Below are 15,829 nucleotides of genomic sequence, written 5' to 3'. Positions count from 1 at the left end.
TAGGCCCCGAATATGGGGTGGGGTGCGCCGCTGTTGGCGTCGAAAAGCTTAAGAGTATTGCACTGCGGTAGTGAAGTCTTGGAGCACTCTCAAGGGGGAGGAATCCTGGCCATAGATCACCCGAGTGGTCGCGGCTATTAGACCGGCGCTAGGCAGCGGCTTGCGCAGATCAACGCTGATGTGCGACTTATTGGTGGTGGTCGAAGCGAGCACTTCGAGCGTGGTATCGCCATCTTCAATCGCGCCTTCGGAGGGGCGACGTTGCACCTCAGCATCTAGTTCGATGACGTCACCATCGATCGCGGTGATGGTGTAGGTGGTGGTCTGCAGCATGTTTGCCCCCAAGGTCACTCGGGCTTCAACGCTCCATTGAGCGCCTACTCCCAGCGGCTGCTCGGGAAAGACCACCTGAGAGGACATCAAGGTTCGCAGATAATCTTCGGTGATTCCACGTCCGCGATCGGTAGCTTCCGCTGGCGCCGCGAAGTTCACCGAGCTCACTTTTCCTGTGGCATCGCTGAACCAAGCTGCTTGGAAACCTTCCGTCGAAGCGACGTCTTGGGCAACTTCCAAATCATCAATCTTCGGCGCATCCAACACCACCAACACCGATCGAGCGTCCTGATCGAAGGTAGCGGTGGCTTTCGCCTGTGATTTCAGCGTGGTCACCTCACCGCCAGCAGGAGCCTGTGGATCAAATTCACCGGTATTTGCGGTGGTATTGCTGAACCCGCTGCTCATTTGAATGTTGATGTTCTGCTCCGCTCCATCATCTTGATAGCGAAGCTCCCGCCCAGGCTGAGCTCCCGGTTCAAGCACGGTGACTTTTGGCGCTTCGACGGTTACGCCAACAGCGTCTTCGACGTTGGTGGAATCTTGTGAACCGCACGCGCTTAACACTGCGCCCAGCAGCAGGGCGGCGCTCGCTCCCGCTACGGCGCGAAGATGGTGCTGAGTGCTGAAAGTTTTGGTGTGCCACACGTCCCAAAACGTTACCCGAAGCTTGCTGTTCTCCCGCGCGCTACGCCGCCGAACTACTGCCACACTTGAGCCGATTTGTCCGTCCCAGTTGGAACTTTGTGGTGTGCATTTGCAAAGATAAGGCTCGTGACGCGAAGCGATAGGAGTACTCGTTCTTTTTTCTGGTTGATGATCCCGATCATCGCCGTAGTAGCCATGGCTGATCAGCTTGTGAAGCATTTGATGCTCAACAGCCTCAGCGTGGGTGAAGTGCGATACATCATTGGCGAGTGGTTCCGCTTCCGCCTGCTCTTCAACTCTGGTGCCGCGTTCTCGTTTGGTGAGGGCGCGACCTGGGTATTTACCTTTATTCAGCTAGCATTCGTGTTGGCGGTGTTGGTACTTGCATCCAAGGTGCGTGATCACTGGTCTGCCGTGGGGTTGGCGCTGATGGCCGGTGGGGCTCTCGGCAACGTTATTGATCGGCTCTTCCGCGCGCCGGGATTTTTTGTCGGCCATGTCGTGGATTTCATTTCTGTGGGAAATTTCGCCGTATTCAACTTGGCGGATGCCGCAATCACCTGTGGGGTAGTGGTATTCGTCATCGGTATGTTCATCGCCGAGCGTCGGGGCGCCAACAAGGGTGAAACTCATGCGTGATCAGCGCCAACTGTTCATTCCCGAGGGCCTCGCTGGCATGCGAGTTGATCAGGCTCTCTCAAAACTCCTGGGCATTTCGCGCACCGCTGCTGCTGATTTGGCGCAGGCGGGGGATGTGCTTGTCGACGCCACCCCGGCCTCCAAATCCGACCGCATCCGCGAGGGGGCCTGGCTGGAAGTCACCTTGCCCGAGACTCCAGATCTCACGCCCAAAGAGGAATTGATTGAGGGCATGGACATCCTCTATTCCGACGAGGATCTCATCGCCGTGAACAAACCCGTAGGCGTGGCCGCACACCCGACACTGGGGTGGGAAGGGCCAACGGTGATTGGGGGCCTCGCCGCCGCCGGTTTCCGCATCTCCACCTCGGGCCCCCCAGAGCGCAAGGGCATCGTGCAACGGCTAGACGTGGGCACATCGGGCGTGATGGTGGTGGCTGCAAGCGAACGCGGCTACTCGGTCCTCAAACGCGCCTTCAAGGAACGCACGGTTTCCAAGACATACCACGCTCTGGTGCAAGGCCACATGGATCCGCTGCAAGGCACCATAGACGCGCCAATTGGGCGCCACCCTTCCGCCGGTTGGCGCTTCGCGGTCACTACCGACGGCAAACACGCCGTCACCCACTACGAAACCATCGAGGCCTTCGCTGAAGCCTCCTTGCTTGAAATCCATCTGGAAACAGGCCGAACACACCAAATCCGCGTGCACACCTCCGCATTGCATCATCCATGCTGCGGTGACCCCATGTACGGGTCTGATCCCAACCTCTCTCAACGCCTGGGGCTGATTCGCCAGTGGCTCCACGCAGTCAGCTTAGGTTTTCATCACCCCGCCGACGGCCGCTGGATGGAAATCACCTCGCCATATCCTGAGGACCTGCAGTACGCGCTGGACGTGCTGCGCGCCGGGTAGCCAGAATCACACTAGGATGCGCCATCGCAACCGGGTAGCACTTCTTATGCTGTGAGCATGAAGCGAAACGAAAACAGCACAGACCGAGTCTTGCGCGCTGGCGGTGCGGTTGTCGCAGGTATCGCCGCCGCAACCGCCTTCAATAACGACAGCTCCACCCTTGGTGTAGTGCTCGGCGTTGTCACCGTGGTGCTTGCCGCCACTGCCGTCACCGGTTTTTGTCCCGCGTACACGCTGTTCGGCGTGAATACCTGCAAGCGCAAGTAATGCAGGGCACTAAGATTGGCGGGCGTGGAACGTACTGACCGCGCTCGCTTTCTCATTGCCATCGCCAGCCTGCTCGCCCTCATCGTGCTCCTGGGATTCTTAGGAAGCCGCAGTGCTGGATCCTCGCATCCCCTGCACAACGGCGACGTGCTCGGCCAGGAACGCGAGGAATCCTTTGGCGAGTACCAACGGCGTGCCAACGCCACGTTAGAAGGGGAGGCCGAGCGCTTTGCGCTGGTCACTTTCCGAAACAGTCTTGATCCGAGAGCAGCTTCGGACGCGCTGCGCACGGTGCGGCGGGTCAACGCGATTGTGGTCAATGGATTTGCCCCACTCGCAATCCCAGAGCCAACGGGTGAGGAAGATCGCGCAGACGTAATCACGCGTTACCAGCGGATTGCCCAATTCCCAGAGGCGCCGCTGGATTCCGTGGTGGTGTTCGAGCGCTCCGGCACGCTGCGGGAGCTTTCCGAAAATCCAAAGATCGTAGCAGTTGAAGCCCTCCCAGATGGTGCCGCGTGGGGGCACTTCGGGATCAAGCCTGTGCGCGTTGGCGCTGTTTAAGCATCAGGTCGAAGAGGTAGAGCGCTACCGAAATCCAAATAACAACAAAGCCAATCCAACGAATGTGGCTCAAGTGCTCGTGCATCACCAAAACTGCCCACAACATCTGCATCGTCGGCGTGATGTACTGCAGCATTCCTATCGTAGCCAGAGGAATCCTGCGCGCCGCTGCACCGAACAGTAGGAGAGGGATGGCGGTGACAACTCCTGCTGAGATCAGCAACATCGCATGTCCTGGACCTGCCGTGCCAAAGGTGCTGTGGCCTTGAAGATGAAGCCACAAAAGGTAGCCCAGTGCGAATGGGGCCGTCACCAACGTTTCGGCCGTTACGGAGGCTTGAGCTGAAACCGTTAAGCCCTTCTTCACCAACCCGTACAGGCCAAAGGAGAACGCCAACAGCAAACCCATCACCGGCGGCTGTCCGCCCACGATGGTCAGAAGCAACACCGCAGCGGAGGCAATGAGCACGCTGATGGTCTGCAAAGGACGCAGGCGTTCGTGCAAAAACACCACGCCCAACAGCACGCTGACCAGTGGGTTGATGAAATAACCAAGGGCGGCGTCGGCGACGTGGCCGGAGTTCACCGCAATTACGTAGACCAACCAGTTGATAGCAATGAGCAAGCCGGCCAGAGTCAAACGTTTCCAGGTGTGTGCTGATGCGCGCCGCAATTCTCCCCAGCGGCGCGTCAGAGTGAGCAGCGCCGTCATGAACACCAGCGTCCAAATAATGCGGTGCGCGATGATTTCCACAGGGGAAGCAGGTTCCAGCAGAGGGAAATAGGCGGGGAAGAGCCCCCAAAGCAGATACGCGGAGATGCCAAAGAACACGGTCTCAAGTTACTACTACGCCTTGAGGTTGTTGGCGGGGGGGGCGTCGAAAAGCAGGGTTGCGCTGGGCAATAAGGGCGAATTGCCAAGGGAAGTACACTGACTAACCATGGCGAAACAATCCTCCTTCGTACACCTGCACAATCACACCGAGTATTCAATGCTCGACGGGATGGCGAAGGTGGACATGCTCGCAGAGGAAGTGTCCAGGCAGGGGATGCCAGCAGTGGGCATGACGGACCACGGCAACATGTTCGGTACCGACGCCTTCTACCGCGCCATGTGCGACGCTGGGGTCAAGCCCATCATCGGCATCGAGGCCTATATGGCGCCCGAATCGCGATTCAATAAAGAGCGCATTCGCTGGGGTGAGCCGCACCAAAAAAGTGACGACATTTCTGCATCCGGGGCTTACCTGCACCAAACCATGCTGGCGGAAAATGCTGAAGGCCTCCACAACCTCTTTTATCTTTCCTCCATGGCCTCCTATGAGGGCCAGCTTGGCAAGTGGCCGCGCATGGACGCCGAACTCATCGCCGAGCACGCCTCCGGCATCATCGCCACCACCGGCTGCCCCTCCGGTGATGTGCAAACCCGCCTACGCTTGGGGCAATTCGACGCCGCGCTTGAAGCCGCTGCAATGTGGCAGGACATTTATGGCAAAGACAATTACTTCCTCGAGCTCATGGATCACGGACTCGATATTGAGCGGCGTGTGCGCAACGAGCTGCTTGAAATCGGTCGCAAACTGGATCTGCCGCCGCTGGTGACCAATGACTGCCACTATGTTCTGGAATCCCAGGCCAAAGCACACGAGGCAATGTTGTGCGTGCAAACCGGCAAAACACTCAACGATCCAGACCGATTCAAGTTTGACGGCACCGGCTACTACATCAAATCCGCCAAGCAGATGCGCGAGATTTGGGACGACACCGTGCCGGACGGGTGCGACAACACCCTGTGGATCGCCGAGCGGGTACAAGACTACGGCGAGATTTGGGAATCGCATCCACACGATCGCATGCCCATCGCCGATGTGCCCGAAGGGCATACACCAACCACCTGGCTACGCCACGAAGTTCTTGAAGGGCTCAAAGAGCGTTTCGACGGCGGCGAGGTGCCCAAGGAGTACATCGATCGCGCTGATTATGAGATCGACGTGATTGACATGAAGGGCTATCCCTCGTACTTCCTGATCGTGGCCGAGCTGATCAAGCACGCGCGCTCCATCGGCATCCGCGTGGGACCCGGCCGTGGATCTGCAGCTGGTGCGCTGGTGGCGTATGCGCTGACGATCACCAACATTGATCCCATCGAGCATGGTCTCCTCTTTGAGAGGTTCCTCAATCCCGAGCGCCCCTCTGCTCCCGATATTGATATTGACTTCGACGATCGTCGTCGCGGTGAAATGATCCGCTACGCCTCAGACCGATGGGGTGAGGACAAGATCGCCCAGGTGATCACCTTCGGCACGGTGAAAACTAAGCAGGCGCTGAAGGACTCCGCCCGCGTGCAATACGGCCAGCCCGGCTACCAGATTGCAGACAAGATCACCAAGGAACTCCCACCGCCGATTATGGCCAAAGACATCCCTTTGTCTGGCATTAAGGATCCGAATCATCCGCGCTATGCCGAAGCTGGCGAGGTGCGCAAACTCATCGAGACCGACCCCGATGTGCAGAAGATCTACGACACTGCAGTGGGGCTTGAAGGCGTAATTCGCCAGCCTGGCGTGCACGCCTGTGCGGTGATTATGGCGAGTGTGCCGCTGCTGGATCACATCCCAATGTGGAAGCGCGCCGCCGACGGTGCGCTGATCACGGGCTGGCCATACCCAGCCTGCGAGGCTATCGGTTTGCTGAAGATGGACTTCCTGGGCCTTCGAAACCTCACGGTGATCGGCGATGCCTTGGAAAATATCAAGGCCAACCGTGGCGAAGAGATCGACCTGGAGGCTTTGGAAACCGATGATCCAAAGGTGTACGAGCTGCTCTCCGGTGGCCACACCTTGGGCGTGTTCCAGCTCGACTCCGGCGGTATGCAGGAACTGCTCAAGCGCATGCAGCCCACCGGCTTTAATGACATCGTGGCATCACTGGCGCTGTATCGCCCGGGCCCGATGGGCGTGAACGCGCACAATGACTACGCGGATCGCAAAAACGGCCGCAAGCCGATCGAGCCAATTCACCCAGAGTTGGAGGAGGCACTCAAGGACATCCTGGAGGAGACCTACGGCCTGATCGTGTATCAGGAGCAGATCATGGAGATCTCCCGCAAGCTCGCCAATTACACCGCTGGCGAGGCCGATGGCTTCCGTAAGGCCATGGGTAAGAAGAAGCCCGAAGTGCTGGCTAAGGAATACGCCAAGTTCTCACAGGGCATGTTCGATAACGGTTTTTCCAAGGCGGCGGTGGATGCGCTGTGGGGCACCATTGAGCCCTTCGCCTCCTACGCGTTTAACAAGTCGCACGCCGCTGGCTATGGCCTGGTGTCTTATTGGACGGCGTATTTGAAGGCCAACTACACCGCTGAATACATGGCGGCACTTTTGACCTCAGTGGCCGATAAGAAGAACAAGTCGGCGCTGTACTTGGCGGACTGCCGACACTTAGGCATTTCGGTGCTCTCACCGGACGTTAACGAGTCTGGCTTGAACTTCATGCCCGTTGGTGAGCGCATCCGTTTCGGCCTCGGAGCTGTGCGCAACGTGGGCGCGGACGTGGTGGAGGCCATTGTGCAGGCGCGCGAGGAGCACGGCCACTTCAAGGATTTCTCCGATTACCTGGACAAGGTGCCCACCGTCGCGTGTTCCAAGCGCGTGATTGAATCGCTTATTAAAGCAGGGGCCTACGATTCCTTGGAACACCCGCGCAAGGGGCTCATGCTGATTCACGAAGAGGCCGTGGACTCGGTGTTGGCTACTAAGAAAGCGGCGGATAAGGGGCAGTTTGATCTTTTTGCGGGGCTCGGCGACGCAGGAGAAGAAGCCCCTAACGTCTTTGCCGTGCAAGTGCCGGATCAGCGTTGGGATCGAAAACACGAGCTTGCCCTAGAGCGCGAAATGCTCGGCCTGTACGTGTCTGGCCACCCCCTGGACGGATTCCAAGACGCCCTTGACGCGCAGACGGATACGCCGCTGACCACGATTTCTGAAGGGGAGCTACGCCACGGCACTGAGGTTGTGATCGGCGGCATCATCGCCGGTGTGGATCGCCGCGTGAGCAAGAAGGACGGCTCCCCCTGGGCGATCGTTACAGTGGAGGACTACAACGGCGCGCAGGTGGAACTGCTGGTGTTTAGCCGCCTGTACGGGATTGTGGCTCCGCAGATCGTCGAAGACAACATCATCGTTGCCAAGGCGCACATCTCCATCAAGGATGACCGCACCTCGTTGTTCGGCGACGATCTCAAGGCCGCCGAGCTTGGACCAGGTGGAGGTGCTGGGTTGCCGCTGCGCCTGACCATGCGTACCGATCAGTGCTCGTTGGAAAACATTGCCAAGCTCAAAGCGGTGTTGGCGAATAACAAAGGCGAGTCTGATGTGTATCTCAACATCGTCCACGGCGAGGAATCGCGCCTGATGATCCTCGGCGAGCACTTGCGCGTCGAGCGCTCGGGCAGCCTCATGGGTGACCTCAAAGCCACCATGGGTCCTGGCATTTTGGGTTAGCTTTTCGACGTCCCACGTCATCGTCCTCAACGATCTTGGCGTGGGCTAGACTCTGTAGTCCATGAGTGAGAATGCACAGTCGATCCCGGACGCAAACGTTCATGCAGCTGATATCCAAATGGCGCAGGCACGAATTTCGGCATCGATTGCGCCCACGCCGCTGCAGTTTTGCCCACGGTTGTCTGAGCAAACCGGTGCCGAGGTGTACCTCAAGCGCGAGGACTTGCAAGACGTTCGCTCTTATAAGATTCGCGGCGCGGTGAATGCCATTTCTCAGCTCACACCGCAGCAGCGCGAACGCGGTATCGTCACCGCCTCAGCAGGCAATCACGCCCAGGGTGTGGCCTTCGCCTGCCGGACCATGGGCATTCAGGGGCGGATCTATGTTCCGGCGGCTACGCCAAAACAGAAGCGTGATCGCATCATGGTGCACGGCGGCAGCAATGTTGAGCTCGTTGTGGTGGGCGCGAACTTTGACGAGGCCTCCGCCGCAGCGCACGCGGACGCCGAGGCCACCGGCGCCACCATCATTGAGCCCTTCAATGATCGCAACACGATCATTGGTCAAGGTACCGTCGCTGCTGAGGTGCTGGCGCAACTGACCAGTATGGGCAAGTCCCTAGATTCCATGGTGGTGCCGGTAGGTGGCGGCGGGCTGATCTCTGGCATCTTGAGCTACCTGGCAGACATGGCGCCACGGACCTCTGTGGTTGGTGTGGAGCCTGAAGGTGCCCCCTCGCTCCGCGCAGCGCTTGAGGCCGATGCGCCCGTGACTTTAGAAACGGTCAATCCCTTCGTGGATGGTGCCGCAGTGAAACGTCTTGGCGATATCAACTTCGCCATCATCGAACAAAACAAAGGGCGCCTGCACAACCTCACGGTCAGTGAGGGGGCGGTGTGCACTGAGATGTTAGACCTCTATCAGAACGAGGGCATCATCGCTGAGCCCGCGGGCGCGCTTTCGGTGTCTGCATTGAAGGAACTCAAATTCAAGCCGAATCAGGTGGTGGTCTGCATCATCTCCGGTGGCAACAACGATGTGCTGCGCTACGGCGAAATCATGGAGCGCTCGCTGGTTCACCGCGGATTGAAGCACTACTTCTTGGTGAACTTCCCGCAGGAGCCGGGGCAGCTTCGCACGTTCCTCAATGACATTCTGGGGCCTGACGATGACATCACGCTCTTTGAATACCTCAAACGCAACAATCGCGAAACCGGCACCGCGTTGGTGGGGCTGCAATTAGGTCGCGCCACTGACCTTGAGGGGCTGATCCAGCGAATGGACGCCTCGCGCATTGAATGCCGCCGCCTGGAGCCCGGAACGGCCGAGTATTCCTACCTGGTATCGCTCTAAAGCTCAGTGATGCGATATTCCCACGGCGAAAGGCCGTGGGCTTTGTCGTCCGTACTGGAGCAATTCGCCTCAAGCGCCAGCGTGGGATAGCGCAGCGTGAGCACTATCCCTTCGGTTTCCACGCTGAAATCATCGAAGTCGATCTCATTGAGCCGGTGCTTTTTCCGCAGCGCAATGAGCTCCCGGTAGGCCTTGAGTATCTGCGCCTGTGATGCATCGAAAACCCAGTTGAGCTTGGCGGCATCAAACGTTGCGGGATCCGCCGGGTCCATTACAAGGTCTGGAGCCCAGCCGTGTGCGGCAAACTCAGCGAGACGCCCTCTCCGGGTGGCCTCGTTGAGTTCTTCTCGTTCGTGGGAGCAGAAGAACGGAAATGGCGTTTGCGCAGCAAATTCTTCACCCATAAACAGCATAGGCACATAGGGACTCAGCAGCACCAACGCGGCTTTCAAGCGCAGCTGTTCCTCGCTGAGGTTTTGGGATGGGCGATCACCTTGAGCCCGGTTTCCGGTCTGATCGTGCGTCGTGGTGTAGGTCACCCCAGCCTGTGGGCGGATATCGGAAGTGAGAGGGCGGCCGTGGGTGCGTGCGCGGAACGTCGAAAAGCTTCCCTGGAAGAAGAACATCTCGGCCATCGTGCGACGAAGCCCCTCTATGCCCGCCTTTGCATAATCGGCATAATAAGCGTTGTCCTCCCCAGAAACGAGCGTGTGAATGCAGTGGTGAACGTCATCAACCCACTGGCCTGCCAGCCCAAAGCCTGAAGGCGCAATCAGCTTTGGGTCATTCAAATCGCTCTCGGCGATGAGGTACTTATGCGCGCCACTTCGCTTTTCGACGTCCTCCGCAACCTCCTGCAACTGCTCCATGATGGAGTAAGCTCCACGATCGTCATAGGCGTGCACGGCGTCGAGGCGTAGCCCATCAATGTGATAGTCCTCGAGCCACTGCCTGGCTGCGTCCAAACAATAGCGGCGCACCTCATCAGAATTGGGTCCGGAATAGTTCACCGCCTCACCCCAGCCTGTTGTGCCATTGCTGAGGTACGGCCCAAATGCGGGCAGGTAATTGCCGTCGGGGCCGAAATGATTGAAAACCACGTCCAAAATCACGCTCATGCCCCTGGCGTGACAAGTTTCGACCAGGTGTTGCAGGCCAGCAGGACCACCGTAGCCTTCGTGCACTGCGAACCATGACACGCCGTCGTAACCCCAATTGCGATCGCCTCCGAAAGGCTGCACGGGCATCAACTCGATCGCTGTCACACCAAGTTCTTGGAGGTAATCCAAGCGCGTTTCCACCGCCGCAAACGTGCCCTCAGGGGTGAAGGTGCCCACGTGGAGCTCATAAATCACCTCATCCTCCAGCGGCCTGCCCTTCCACTGCTGGTCATGCCACTGAAAGTCCGCCACCGGTGCGCTTAGCCCATGAATGCCGTCCGGCTGGCGGCGGCTGCGGGGATCCGGCAACGCCGGGCCGAAGTCTTCCTCATCATGCCTGCGCAGACGAAAACCGTAGCGCTGGCCAACGGCGACCTGCGCGTCGCAAGCGAACCAACCTGCTTTGCCAGCACGCATAGGGATGCGTCGTCCTTCTAGCTCTAGTTGGACCTCGGCGGCATGCGGTGCCCACACGGAGGTCGGCGCGTCTGGTTGCATCGATTCAGGCACAGTCATGTCTTCGTAGTCTAGGTCGGTGCAATTACACTGCGAAAGCATGTACCTGTGCCCGGCCGAAGAAGAATGCACGGCAGAACTGGAAATTAAGCGCTCGAAGTTTCTCACCTTTATCACGCGTGCGACCGACGAACAAGCAGCCCGCGACTACATCGCGGAGATCAAGAGCCGGTATCCAGACGCCCGACACCACTGCAGTGCCTTCATCTGCCACCAGGTGGGGCAGACCGCGATCGAGCGTTCATCTGACGACGGCGAGCCATCCGGCACGGCTGGGCAGCCGATGCTCGACGTCTTGCGAGGCAGCGGAGTAGAAGACATCGTTGCGGTGGTGGTCCGCTACTTCGGCGGCATCAAACTTGGCGCAGGTGGGCTGGTGCACGCCTATTCAAACGCCGTGAGTCTCGGCTTGGAATCACTCAGCACATGCACCAAAAAAGAAGTGTTGCTGTATCAGCTGCCGCTGCCACATTCGCAGGCTGGGCAAATAGAAGCGCGGCTTCGAGCATCTGAGATCACGATCATTGACACTGAGTATGCCCGCGACGTCACGCTCACCCTCGGGGTGGCGCCGGGCCAACAGGATCGCCTCGAAGGGCTGATTGCAGAACTCACCTCAGGCGAAGGGCGTCTGCTGGAAGCGGGAAGTACCTGGGTCGAAGCTGCCAACTAGTTACAATGGGCTGCGTGACTATGCAACGACGCCCCCTGAATCCCATCGAGCACCGCAAAGCGCAGGTGCGCAAGTATTCGCGTACCGCGGCTATCGGCGTAGGCGGTGGCGCCGGACTAGTGATCCTCGGCATTCTCACGCAGGCGTCCATGCTCATCACGATGGGCATGGTCTTGGCGGTGGTGATGGGCGGCTTTGGCGTGTGGAAGGTTCGCGAGATCATCAACCATAAAGACCCAGAGGCATGAGCGAATCAGTGCGCATCGACGCATGGGTATGGGCAGTACGTTTGTGCAAGACCCGTTCTCAGGCTGCGGAGGCATGCAAAGCAGGACATATCAAGCTCAATGGGGCTGCTGTCAAACCATCGCAGCAAGTGGTGATTGGTGATCGCGTGCGCGTGTGGGTGGATCACCGCGAAAAGCGGGTAGAAGTTACACAGCTCATTAGAAAACGCGTTGGTGCTGCCCTGGCGAGGGAGTGCTACATAGACCACTCGCCTGCGCCACCGCCGAAAGAAATTTTGGCCTCCATGCCCAAGCGCGAGCGGGGAGCAGGAAGGCCGACGAAAAAAGAGCGCCGCGAGACCGATCGTTTGCTCGGCAGGCGCTCCAGGTAGTTGCTTAGAGGTTAATCCACGCTGGTGGGAAATCGATACCGAACTGACGGAATGCGTCAGCAACGGCGAGACCCCACACGTGGATGGCATCGGCAAGCTGGGGGAATTGTTCCAAAATGACGTGCATGGCATTGCTCCTTCAATTTCGCGAGTGCTGTGCACGCCACCTTAGCGTGCGCCGCTCACCTTGGCTAGCGCTCGAGTACCTGGGCAATCGAGGGATCAGCCTGGCGCGCCCTGTTGAGCGCGTCAAGTCGATGACGTAAACGAGGGGCTCGCTGTTGGGGGTGTGCGCCTGTTGCTGCCGTTTTTTCGATATGTGATTCGCCGAAGGTGAGCAGGAGGAGATCGTCGATAAGCCTGATTTGTCCGGGCTGGAAACGGTAGGACAAACCATCGCGGACAAACGCGATTTGTTTGGGATCGAGTAAGTGCCTCAGCTGCGTGGCTGTTGTGATGTCGTGGGCATGGAGCAGCTCTTCAAGCCACTGGTAGTGTTCGCTGCGCGAAGGCGGAACAGTGTTTCCCACGATCATCGCGATCATGCCGGGCAAGGTTTCTGCGGAGAAAGCGACGTCTTCTTGAGTAGCGGGACTCGGTTCGCGAATGGCCGCGATCTGGTCGAATTGCTGATCGGCGAGTTCGATGAGCCCTGCCGTGAGCGTGAAAGCACGATCAATCTGTGGGTCTAATTCGGTAGCGCGCTTATAGCGAATGTCGTGCTCGAATTCGGCCCAAGCATGCTGCAGCACGGTGCGGACTTGCACTTCAAAAAGCTGCCCCTGATAATCGCGCAGACGCTCGGCGCGCTCATCAACGCGCAGAATCAAGTGGTGCGATCCATAACCAAAACCGCCGGAAACCCGTGTTTGGGCAGTTTTATCCACCGACCGCACCACCTGGAATACGTCGTCGATCGCGTCAATGACGTGTGGAATTTCAGTGGAGTGCAAGGTTGTGATCCGCACACCGATGATGTCGTGCACATCCTCCCAAGGATCGGGATACAACCAGGTACCCTCCGCCTTCTTGTTTGCTTTCGCCTTCAGCGATGCCCACTTCTTCACACGAGCGGACACTCGATCGTAGGTCAAGCCGGCGTCTGCCAAGACGTCTTCGAAGGCATCAACAAAATCTTCTGCCGCATCTGGGTGTGCTCGATTGAAGGCACGCAGTTTTCCACTCAACTGCGTGATACGTTTTGACCCCACCGTCCGCGACCTCTCCTAAACATCCTTGAGCAACAAACAACAAGGCAATGTAGCAAAAAGCTCTGCACAATCAATGGTGCCGCTCAGCGTTCTGCCACTGAGTGCGTCACGCCACACACCGGGTGGGAGCGTCACCGTGGTGTCGGTCCAGCTTGTTGGGTCATTCCAGCCGGCAGGTTTTCTCACCGCAAAGCTGATGACGGTATGACCCTCGGCTTGCGTGCCGCGAGCAAAACCGATGCATCGCGCCTCGCCAGGACCTTGTGCAAACACGGCTTGATAGGTGCCGCCGACAAAGCTCTCCGGGAACTCGGCTCGGGCTTGCAGTACTGCCTGTGTGATTGCCAACTTTGCGGCGTTAGGATCTTCAAGCAGATCAGTCTTGTTCTGTTCCAGCATTTGTCGCCTGCGGGTGTAATCCACAAAGCGACGGTTGTCCGGATCCACGAGGGAGTCGTCGAAAAGCTCGGTGCCTTGATAGATATCTGGAATACCGGGCGCCGATAATTGTAAAAGCTTTCGGCCCAAAGAAATCGGAATAGCTGCCTGGTCAAGCGCTGCTACAAAGTTCGTGATGAAACTCGACGCCGGTCCTGTGAGGAGCGCATCAACCCAGTCCAGCACGCTACGTTCGAAGTGCTCATTGGGGGCCGTCCATGAGCTCTTGACGCCGGCTTCGCGCACCGCCTTTTGGGCATATTCGGCCATGCGATCGCGAAATGCCTCCGTGATTTCACCATCGCCTGGCCAAGTCCCCAAGAGGTTTTGCAGCAGGAAATGCCCGGTGGCTCCGTCTGGAGCAGGGACAAGTTTGTGCAATTTGTGGGTGAGTTCAACAAATTCGGCAGGATTGAGGCTGAGCGCAAGAATTCGCGCACGGACGTCTTCGCTGCGTTTCGTGTCGTGAGTGGAGAGCGTGGTCATCGTTTTGGGCCACAATTTTGCTCGCTCTTGCTGGAGCAGATGGAATTCGGCGGCGGACACCCCAAAACGGCCCGGCGCACCGCCCACTTCCTGCAGCGCCACAAGGCGGCACGCGCGGTAGAAGGTTGTGTCCTCCACACCTTTGGCCATCACCGCGCCGCATACCTGGGCAAAACGGGTGGCCGCTTCACCTTCGGCAAGCATTGCCGCAGCGAAGACATCCAACGCCGCCCGTCGTGTGGGAAAACGACGGGAGTGATCAGCAATGACGGTGGCTGTCAGCCTGGACAGGGAAAGGTAATCCGCGCGGTACACGGGCATCTCCGCGATCAGTTCCACGATGGTCTGCCGCAGTAGCTCATCACTGACTTGGCGCCCGGCGGTGGAGAAGTTGTCGGCTCGAACTGCTCGGACGAGTCTGCGCACTTCCGCGGAGAGCTCTTCTTCAGCCACCTCAGCTTTCAAAACATGCTCAGTGGCGTGAACGGCGGTGTCGTTCCAGGTGGAGCCCGACTGCTCCAATGCCAACATACTCAGTGTGTCCTCGGCGCTGCGATGAACAAACACACCATCGAATTCCCGCAGGCTGTCGTACCCGGTGGTGCCGTCCACCGCCAGGCGTGGGTCTAGAGGTTCCTCCACGCCCAAGATCTTCTCTATCACCAACCAACGATCACCGATGAGGCGGCGCAGTTGCTGCAGATACTTAAATGGATGAGCCAGACCGTCCGGGTGGTCGACGCGAACACCATCAATCAAATCTTCCTCAATGAGCTGCTGAATCATTCGATGCGAACGTTCGAAGACTTCTTCGTCCTCCTGGCGCAAACCTGCGAGGTCGTTGACAGAGAAGAACCTGCGATAATTTCTCACCTCGGTGCGCCAATCAAGTAGCGCATAATGTTGGCGCTCATAGGTCGCGATCGCCGTAGCTTCCTTGGTGCCGGGTGTGATCGGGAAGATGTGTTCGTAGTAGCGCAACACGTCTTGGCCGTCGAAGGTGTCAAAGACCAGCTGCTGCTCATCTCCGGCGGTACCTAAAACCGGCAAGGCAATTTTTCCTCCGGTGCCATTGTCCTCGCGGAAGTCAATATCGAAGAAGTGTGCAAATGCGGAGCCTTGACCAAAGCGCAGTACGTCCCACCACCAGGGGTTTTCCTCGGGCTTTGCGACGCCAACGTGATTCGGCACAATGTCGATGATGATCCCCATGCCCAAGGATTTGGCTCGGCGTGCCAGGCTGCGAAGCCCTTCGAGACCACCGAGTTCCGGATTAATCTCAGTGGGATCCACAACGTCATAAGAGTGGGTAGAGCCGGAACGTGACCGCAAGATGGGGGAGAGGTACACGTGGCTGATTCCAAGGGCGTGCAGATAGTCCAGCACTTCTTCGGCCTCGGCAAAGCCGAAAGCTCGACCATTGGGATCGGCGTTAGAACCACGAAGCTGCAGGCGATACGTTGCGGTGATATTCACGTTTCCCACCCTAGGTCACCATTGGCC

The 15,829-nt window shown here is 58.3% G+C and carries 15 protein-coding genes; 9 read left to right on the top strand and 6 right to left on the bottom strand.

The window, feature by feature from the left end; all coding sequences use genetic code 11:
* Window positions 1-48: 48 nt before the first annotated feature.
* Window positions 49-981, bottom strand: a complete 933-nt coding sequence (locus CGERO_RS07175) for a DUF6263 family protein (RefSeq protein WP_123934597.1) — start codon at window positions 979-981, stop codon at window positions 49-51.
* Between the two features lie 126 nt (window positions 982-1,107).
* Here CGERO_RS07175 and lspA point away from each other — a divergent pair, with 126 nt between their 5' ends.
* The 4 genes from lspA to CGERO_RS07155 are packed head-to-tail and all read left to right on the top strand — an operon-like array spanning window position 1,108 to window position 3,367.
* Window positions 1,108-1,620 carry a signal peptidase II gene (gene lspA / locus CGERO_RS07170; protein ID WP_281271018.1) on the top strand — a complete coding sequence of 171 codons (513 nt, stop codon included), beginning with the start codon at window positions 1,108-1,110 and terminating at the stop codon, window positions 1,618-1,620.
* A complete protein-coding gene (locus CGERO_RS07165) occupies window positions 1,613-2,536 on the top strand; it encodes an RluA family pseudouridine synthase (protein ID WP_123934595.1) in 924 nt (307 codons plus the stop codon). Before lspA ends, CGERO_RS07165 begins: the two co-directional genes overlap by 8 nt.
* A gap of 57 nt (window positions 2,537-2,593) precedes the next feature.
* Complete coding sequence (locus tag CGERO_RS07160; RefSeq protein ID WP_123934593.1) at window positions 2,594-2,803, top strand: YgaP family membrane protein; 210 nt, start codon at window positions 2,594-2,596, stop codon at window positions 2,801-2,803.
* Between the two features lie 24 nt (window positions 2,804-2,827).
* On the top strand, window positions 2,828-3,367 hold the full coding sequence (locus CGERO_RS07155) for a hypothetical protein (protein ID WP_123934591.1): 540 nt from the start codon (window positions 2,828-2,830) through the stop codon (window positions 3,365-3,367).
* On the opposite strand, the gene rarD is transcribed toward CGERO_RS07155, so the two are convergent.
* Entirely contained in the window at window positions 3,339-4,199 is an 861-nt protein-coding gene (gene rarD / locus CGERO_RS07150) for an EamA family transporter RarD (protein WP_123934589.1), read from the bottom strand. The two genes, CGERO_RS07155 and rarD, sit on opposite strands and share 29 nt — an antisense overlap.
* A gap of 109 nt (window positions 4,200-4,308) precedes the next feature.
* Here rarD and dnaE point away from each other — a divergent pair, with 109 nt between their 5' ends.
* Window positions 4,309-7,869, top strand: coding sequence for a DNA polymerase III subunit alpha (gene dnaE, locus CGERO_RS07145; RefSeq protein ID WP_123934587.1), 3,561 nt, complete (start codon window positions 4,309-4,311; stop codon window positions 7,867-7,869).
* A gap of 61 nt (window positions 7,870-7,930) precedes the next feature.
* On the top strand, window positions 7,931-9,223 hold the full coding sequence (ilvA, locus tag CGERO_RS07140) for a threonine ammonia-lyase IlvA (protein WP_123934585.1): 1,293 nt from the start codon (window positions 7,931-7,933) through the stop codon (window positions 9,221-9,223).
* On the opposite strand, the gene treZ is transcribed toward ilvA, so the two are convergent.
* The gene (gene treZ / locus CGERO_RS07135; RefSeq protein WP_245998803.1) at window positions 9,220-10,899 is read right to left on the bottom strand and encodes a malto-oligosyltrehalose trehalohydrolase; all 1,680 of its coding nucleotides are present in this window, start codon (window positions 10,897-10,899) and stop codon (window positions 9,220-9,222) included. The two genes, ilvA and treZ, sit on opposite strands and share 4 nt — an antisense overlap.
* A 40-nt stretch (window positions 10,900-10,939) precedes the next feature.
* Between treZ and CGERO_RS07130 the strand changes: the two genes are divergently transcribed.
* The 3 genes from CGERO_RS07130 to CGERO_RS07120 are packed head-to-tail and all read left to right on the top strand — an operon-like array spanning window position 10,940 to window position 12,191.
* Window positions 10,940-11,572, top strand: a complete 633-nt coding sequence (locus CGERO_RS07130; protein WP_123934582.1) for a YigZ family protein — start codon at window positions 10,940-10,942, stop codon at window positions 11,570-11,572.
* Window positions 11,573-11,592: 20 nt separating this feature from the next.
* Complete coding sequence (locus tag CGERO_RS07125; protein WP_377017574.1) at window positions 11,593-11,820, top strand: hypothetical protein; 228 nt, start codon at window positions 11,593-11,595, stop codon at window positions 11,818-11,820.
* Window positions 11,817-12,191 carry an RNA-binding S4 domain-containing protein gene (locus CGERO_RS07120; RefSeq protein WP_123934578.1) on the top strand — a complete coding sequence of 125 codons (375 nt, stop codon included), beginning with the start codon at window positions 11,817-11,819 and terminating at the stop codon, window positions 12,189-12,191. Before CGERO_RS07125 ends, CGERO_RS07120 begins: the two co-directional genes overlap by 4 nt.
* 4 nt (window positions 12,192-12,195) lie before the next feature.
* Here the strand turns inward: CGERO_RS07120 and CGERO_RS10810 are convergent, their stop codons facing one another.
* The 3 genes from CGERO_RS10810 to treY form a co-directional block, all read right to left on the bottom strand.
* Window positions 12,196-12,318: a hypothetical protein gene (locus tag CGERO_RS10810; RefSeq protein WP_281271017.1), complete on the bottom strand. Its 123-nt coding sequence runs from the start codon at window positions 12,316-12,318 to the stop codon at window positions 12,196-12,198.
* 64 nt (window positions 12,319-12,382) lie between these two features.
* Window positions 12,383-13,402, bottom strand: coding sequence for a GTP pyrophosphokinase (locus CGERO_RS07115; RefSeq protein ID WP_123934576.1), 1,020 nt, complete (start codon window positions 13,400-13,402; stop codon window positions 12,383-12,385).
* A 15-nt stretch (window positions 13,403-13,417) separates the two neighbouring features.
* A complete protein-coding gene (treY, locus tag CGERO_RS07110; RefSeq protein ID WP_123934574.1) occupies window positions 13,418-15,811 on the bottom strand; it encodes a malto-oligosyltrehalose synthase in 2,394 nt (797 codons plus the stop codon).
* Window positions 15,812-15,829 lie beyond the last annotated feature (18 nt).

It is taken from the genome of Corynebacterium gerontici, from assembly GCF_003813985.1.
GTDB lineage: Bacteria > Actinomycetota > Actinomycetes > Mycobacteriales > Mycobacteriaceae > Corynebacterium > Corynebacterium gerontici.
Note: the sequence above shows the minus strand (reverse complement) of the source record. Positions and strands in the feature narration are given on the sequence as shown.

Bases quoted from the DNA above. Each gene is read 5' to 3' on its own strand.
- CGERO_RS07165 (WP_123934595.1), top strand. From the start codon at position 1,613: ATGCGTGATCAGCGCCAACTGTTCATTCCCGAGGGCCTCGCTGGCATG.
- ilvA (WP_123934585.1), top strand. From the start codon at position 7,931: ATGAGTGAGAATGCACAGTCGATCCCGGACGCAAACGTTCATGCAGCT.
- dnaE (WP_123934587.1), top strand. From the start codon at position 4,309: ATGGCGAAACAATCCTCCTTCGTACACCTGCACAATCACACCGAGTAT.
- CGERO_RS07130 (WP_123934582.1), top strand. From the start codon at position 10,940: ATGTACCTGTGCCCGGCCGAAGAAGAATGCACGGCAGAACTGGAAATT.
- CGERO_RS07160 (WP_123934593.1), top strand. From the start codon at position 2,594: ATGAAGCGAAACGAAAACAGCACAGACCGAGTCTTGCGCGCTGGCGGT.
- CGERO_RS07120 (WP_123934578.1), top strand. From the start codon at position 11,817: ATGAGCGAATCAGTGCGCATCGACGCATGGGTATGGGCAGTACGTTTG.
- CGERO_RS10810 (WP_281271017.1), bottom strand. From the start codon at position 12,318: ATGCACGTCATTTTGGAACAATTCCCCCAGCTTGCCGATGCCATCCAC.
- treZ (WP_245998803.1), bottom strand. From the start codon at position 10,899: ATGACTGTGCCTGAATCGATGCAACCAGACGCGCCGACCTCCGTGTGG.
- CGERO_RS07125 (WP_377017574.1), top strand. From the start codon at position 11,593: ATGCAACGACGCCCCCTGAATCCCATCGAGCACCGCAAAGCGCAGGTG.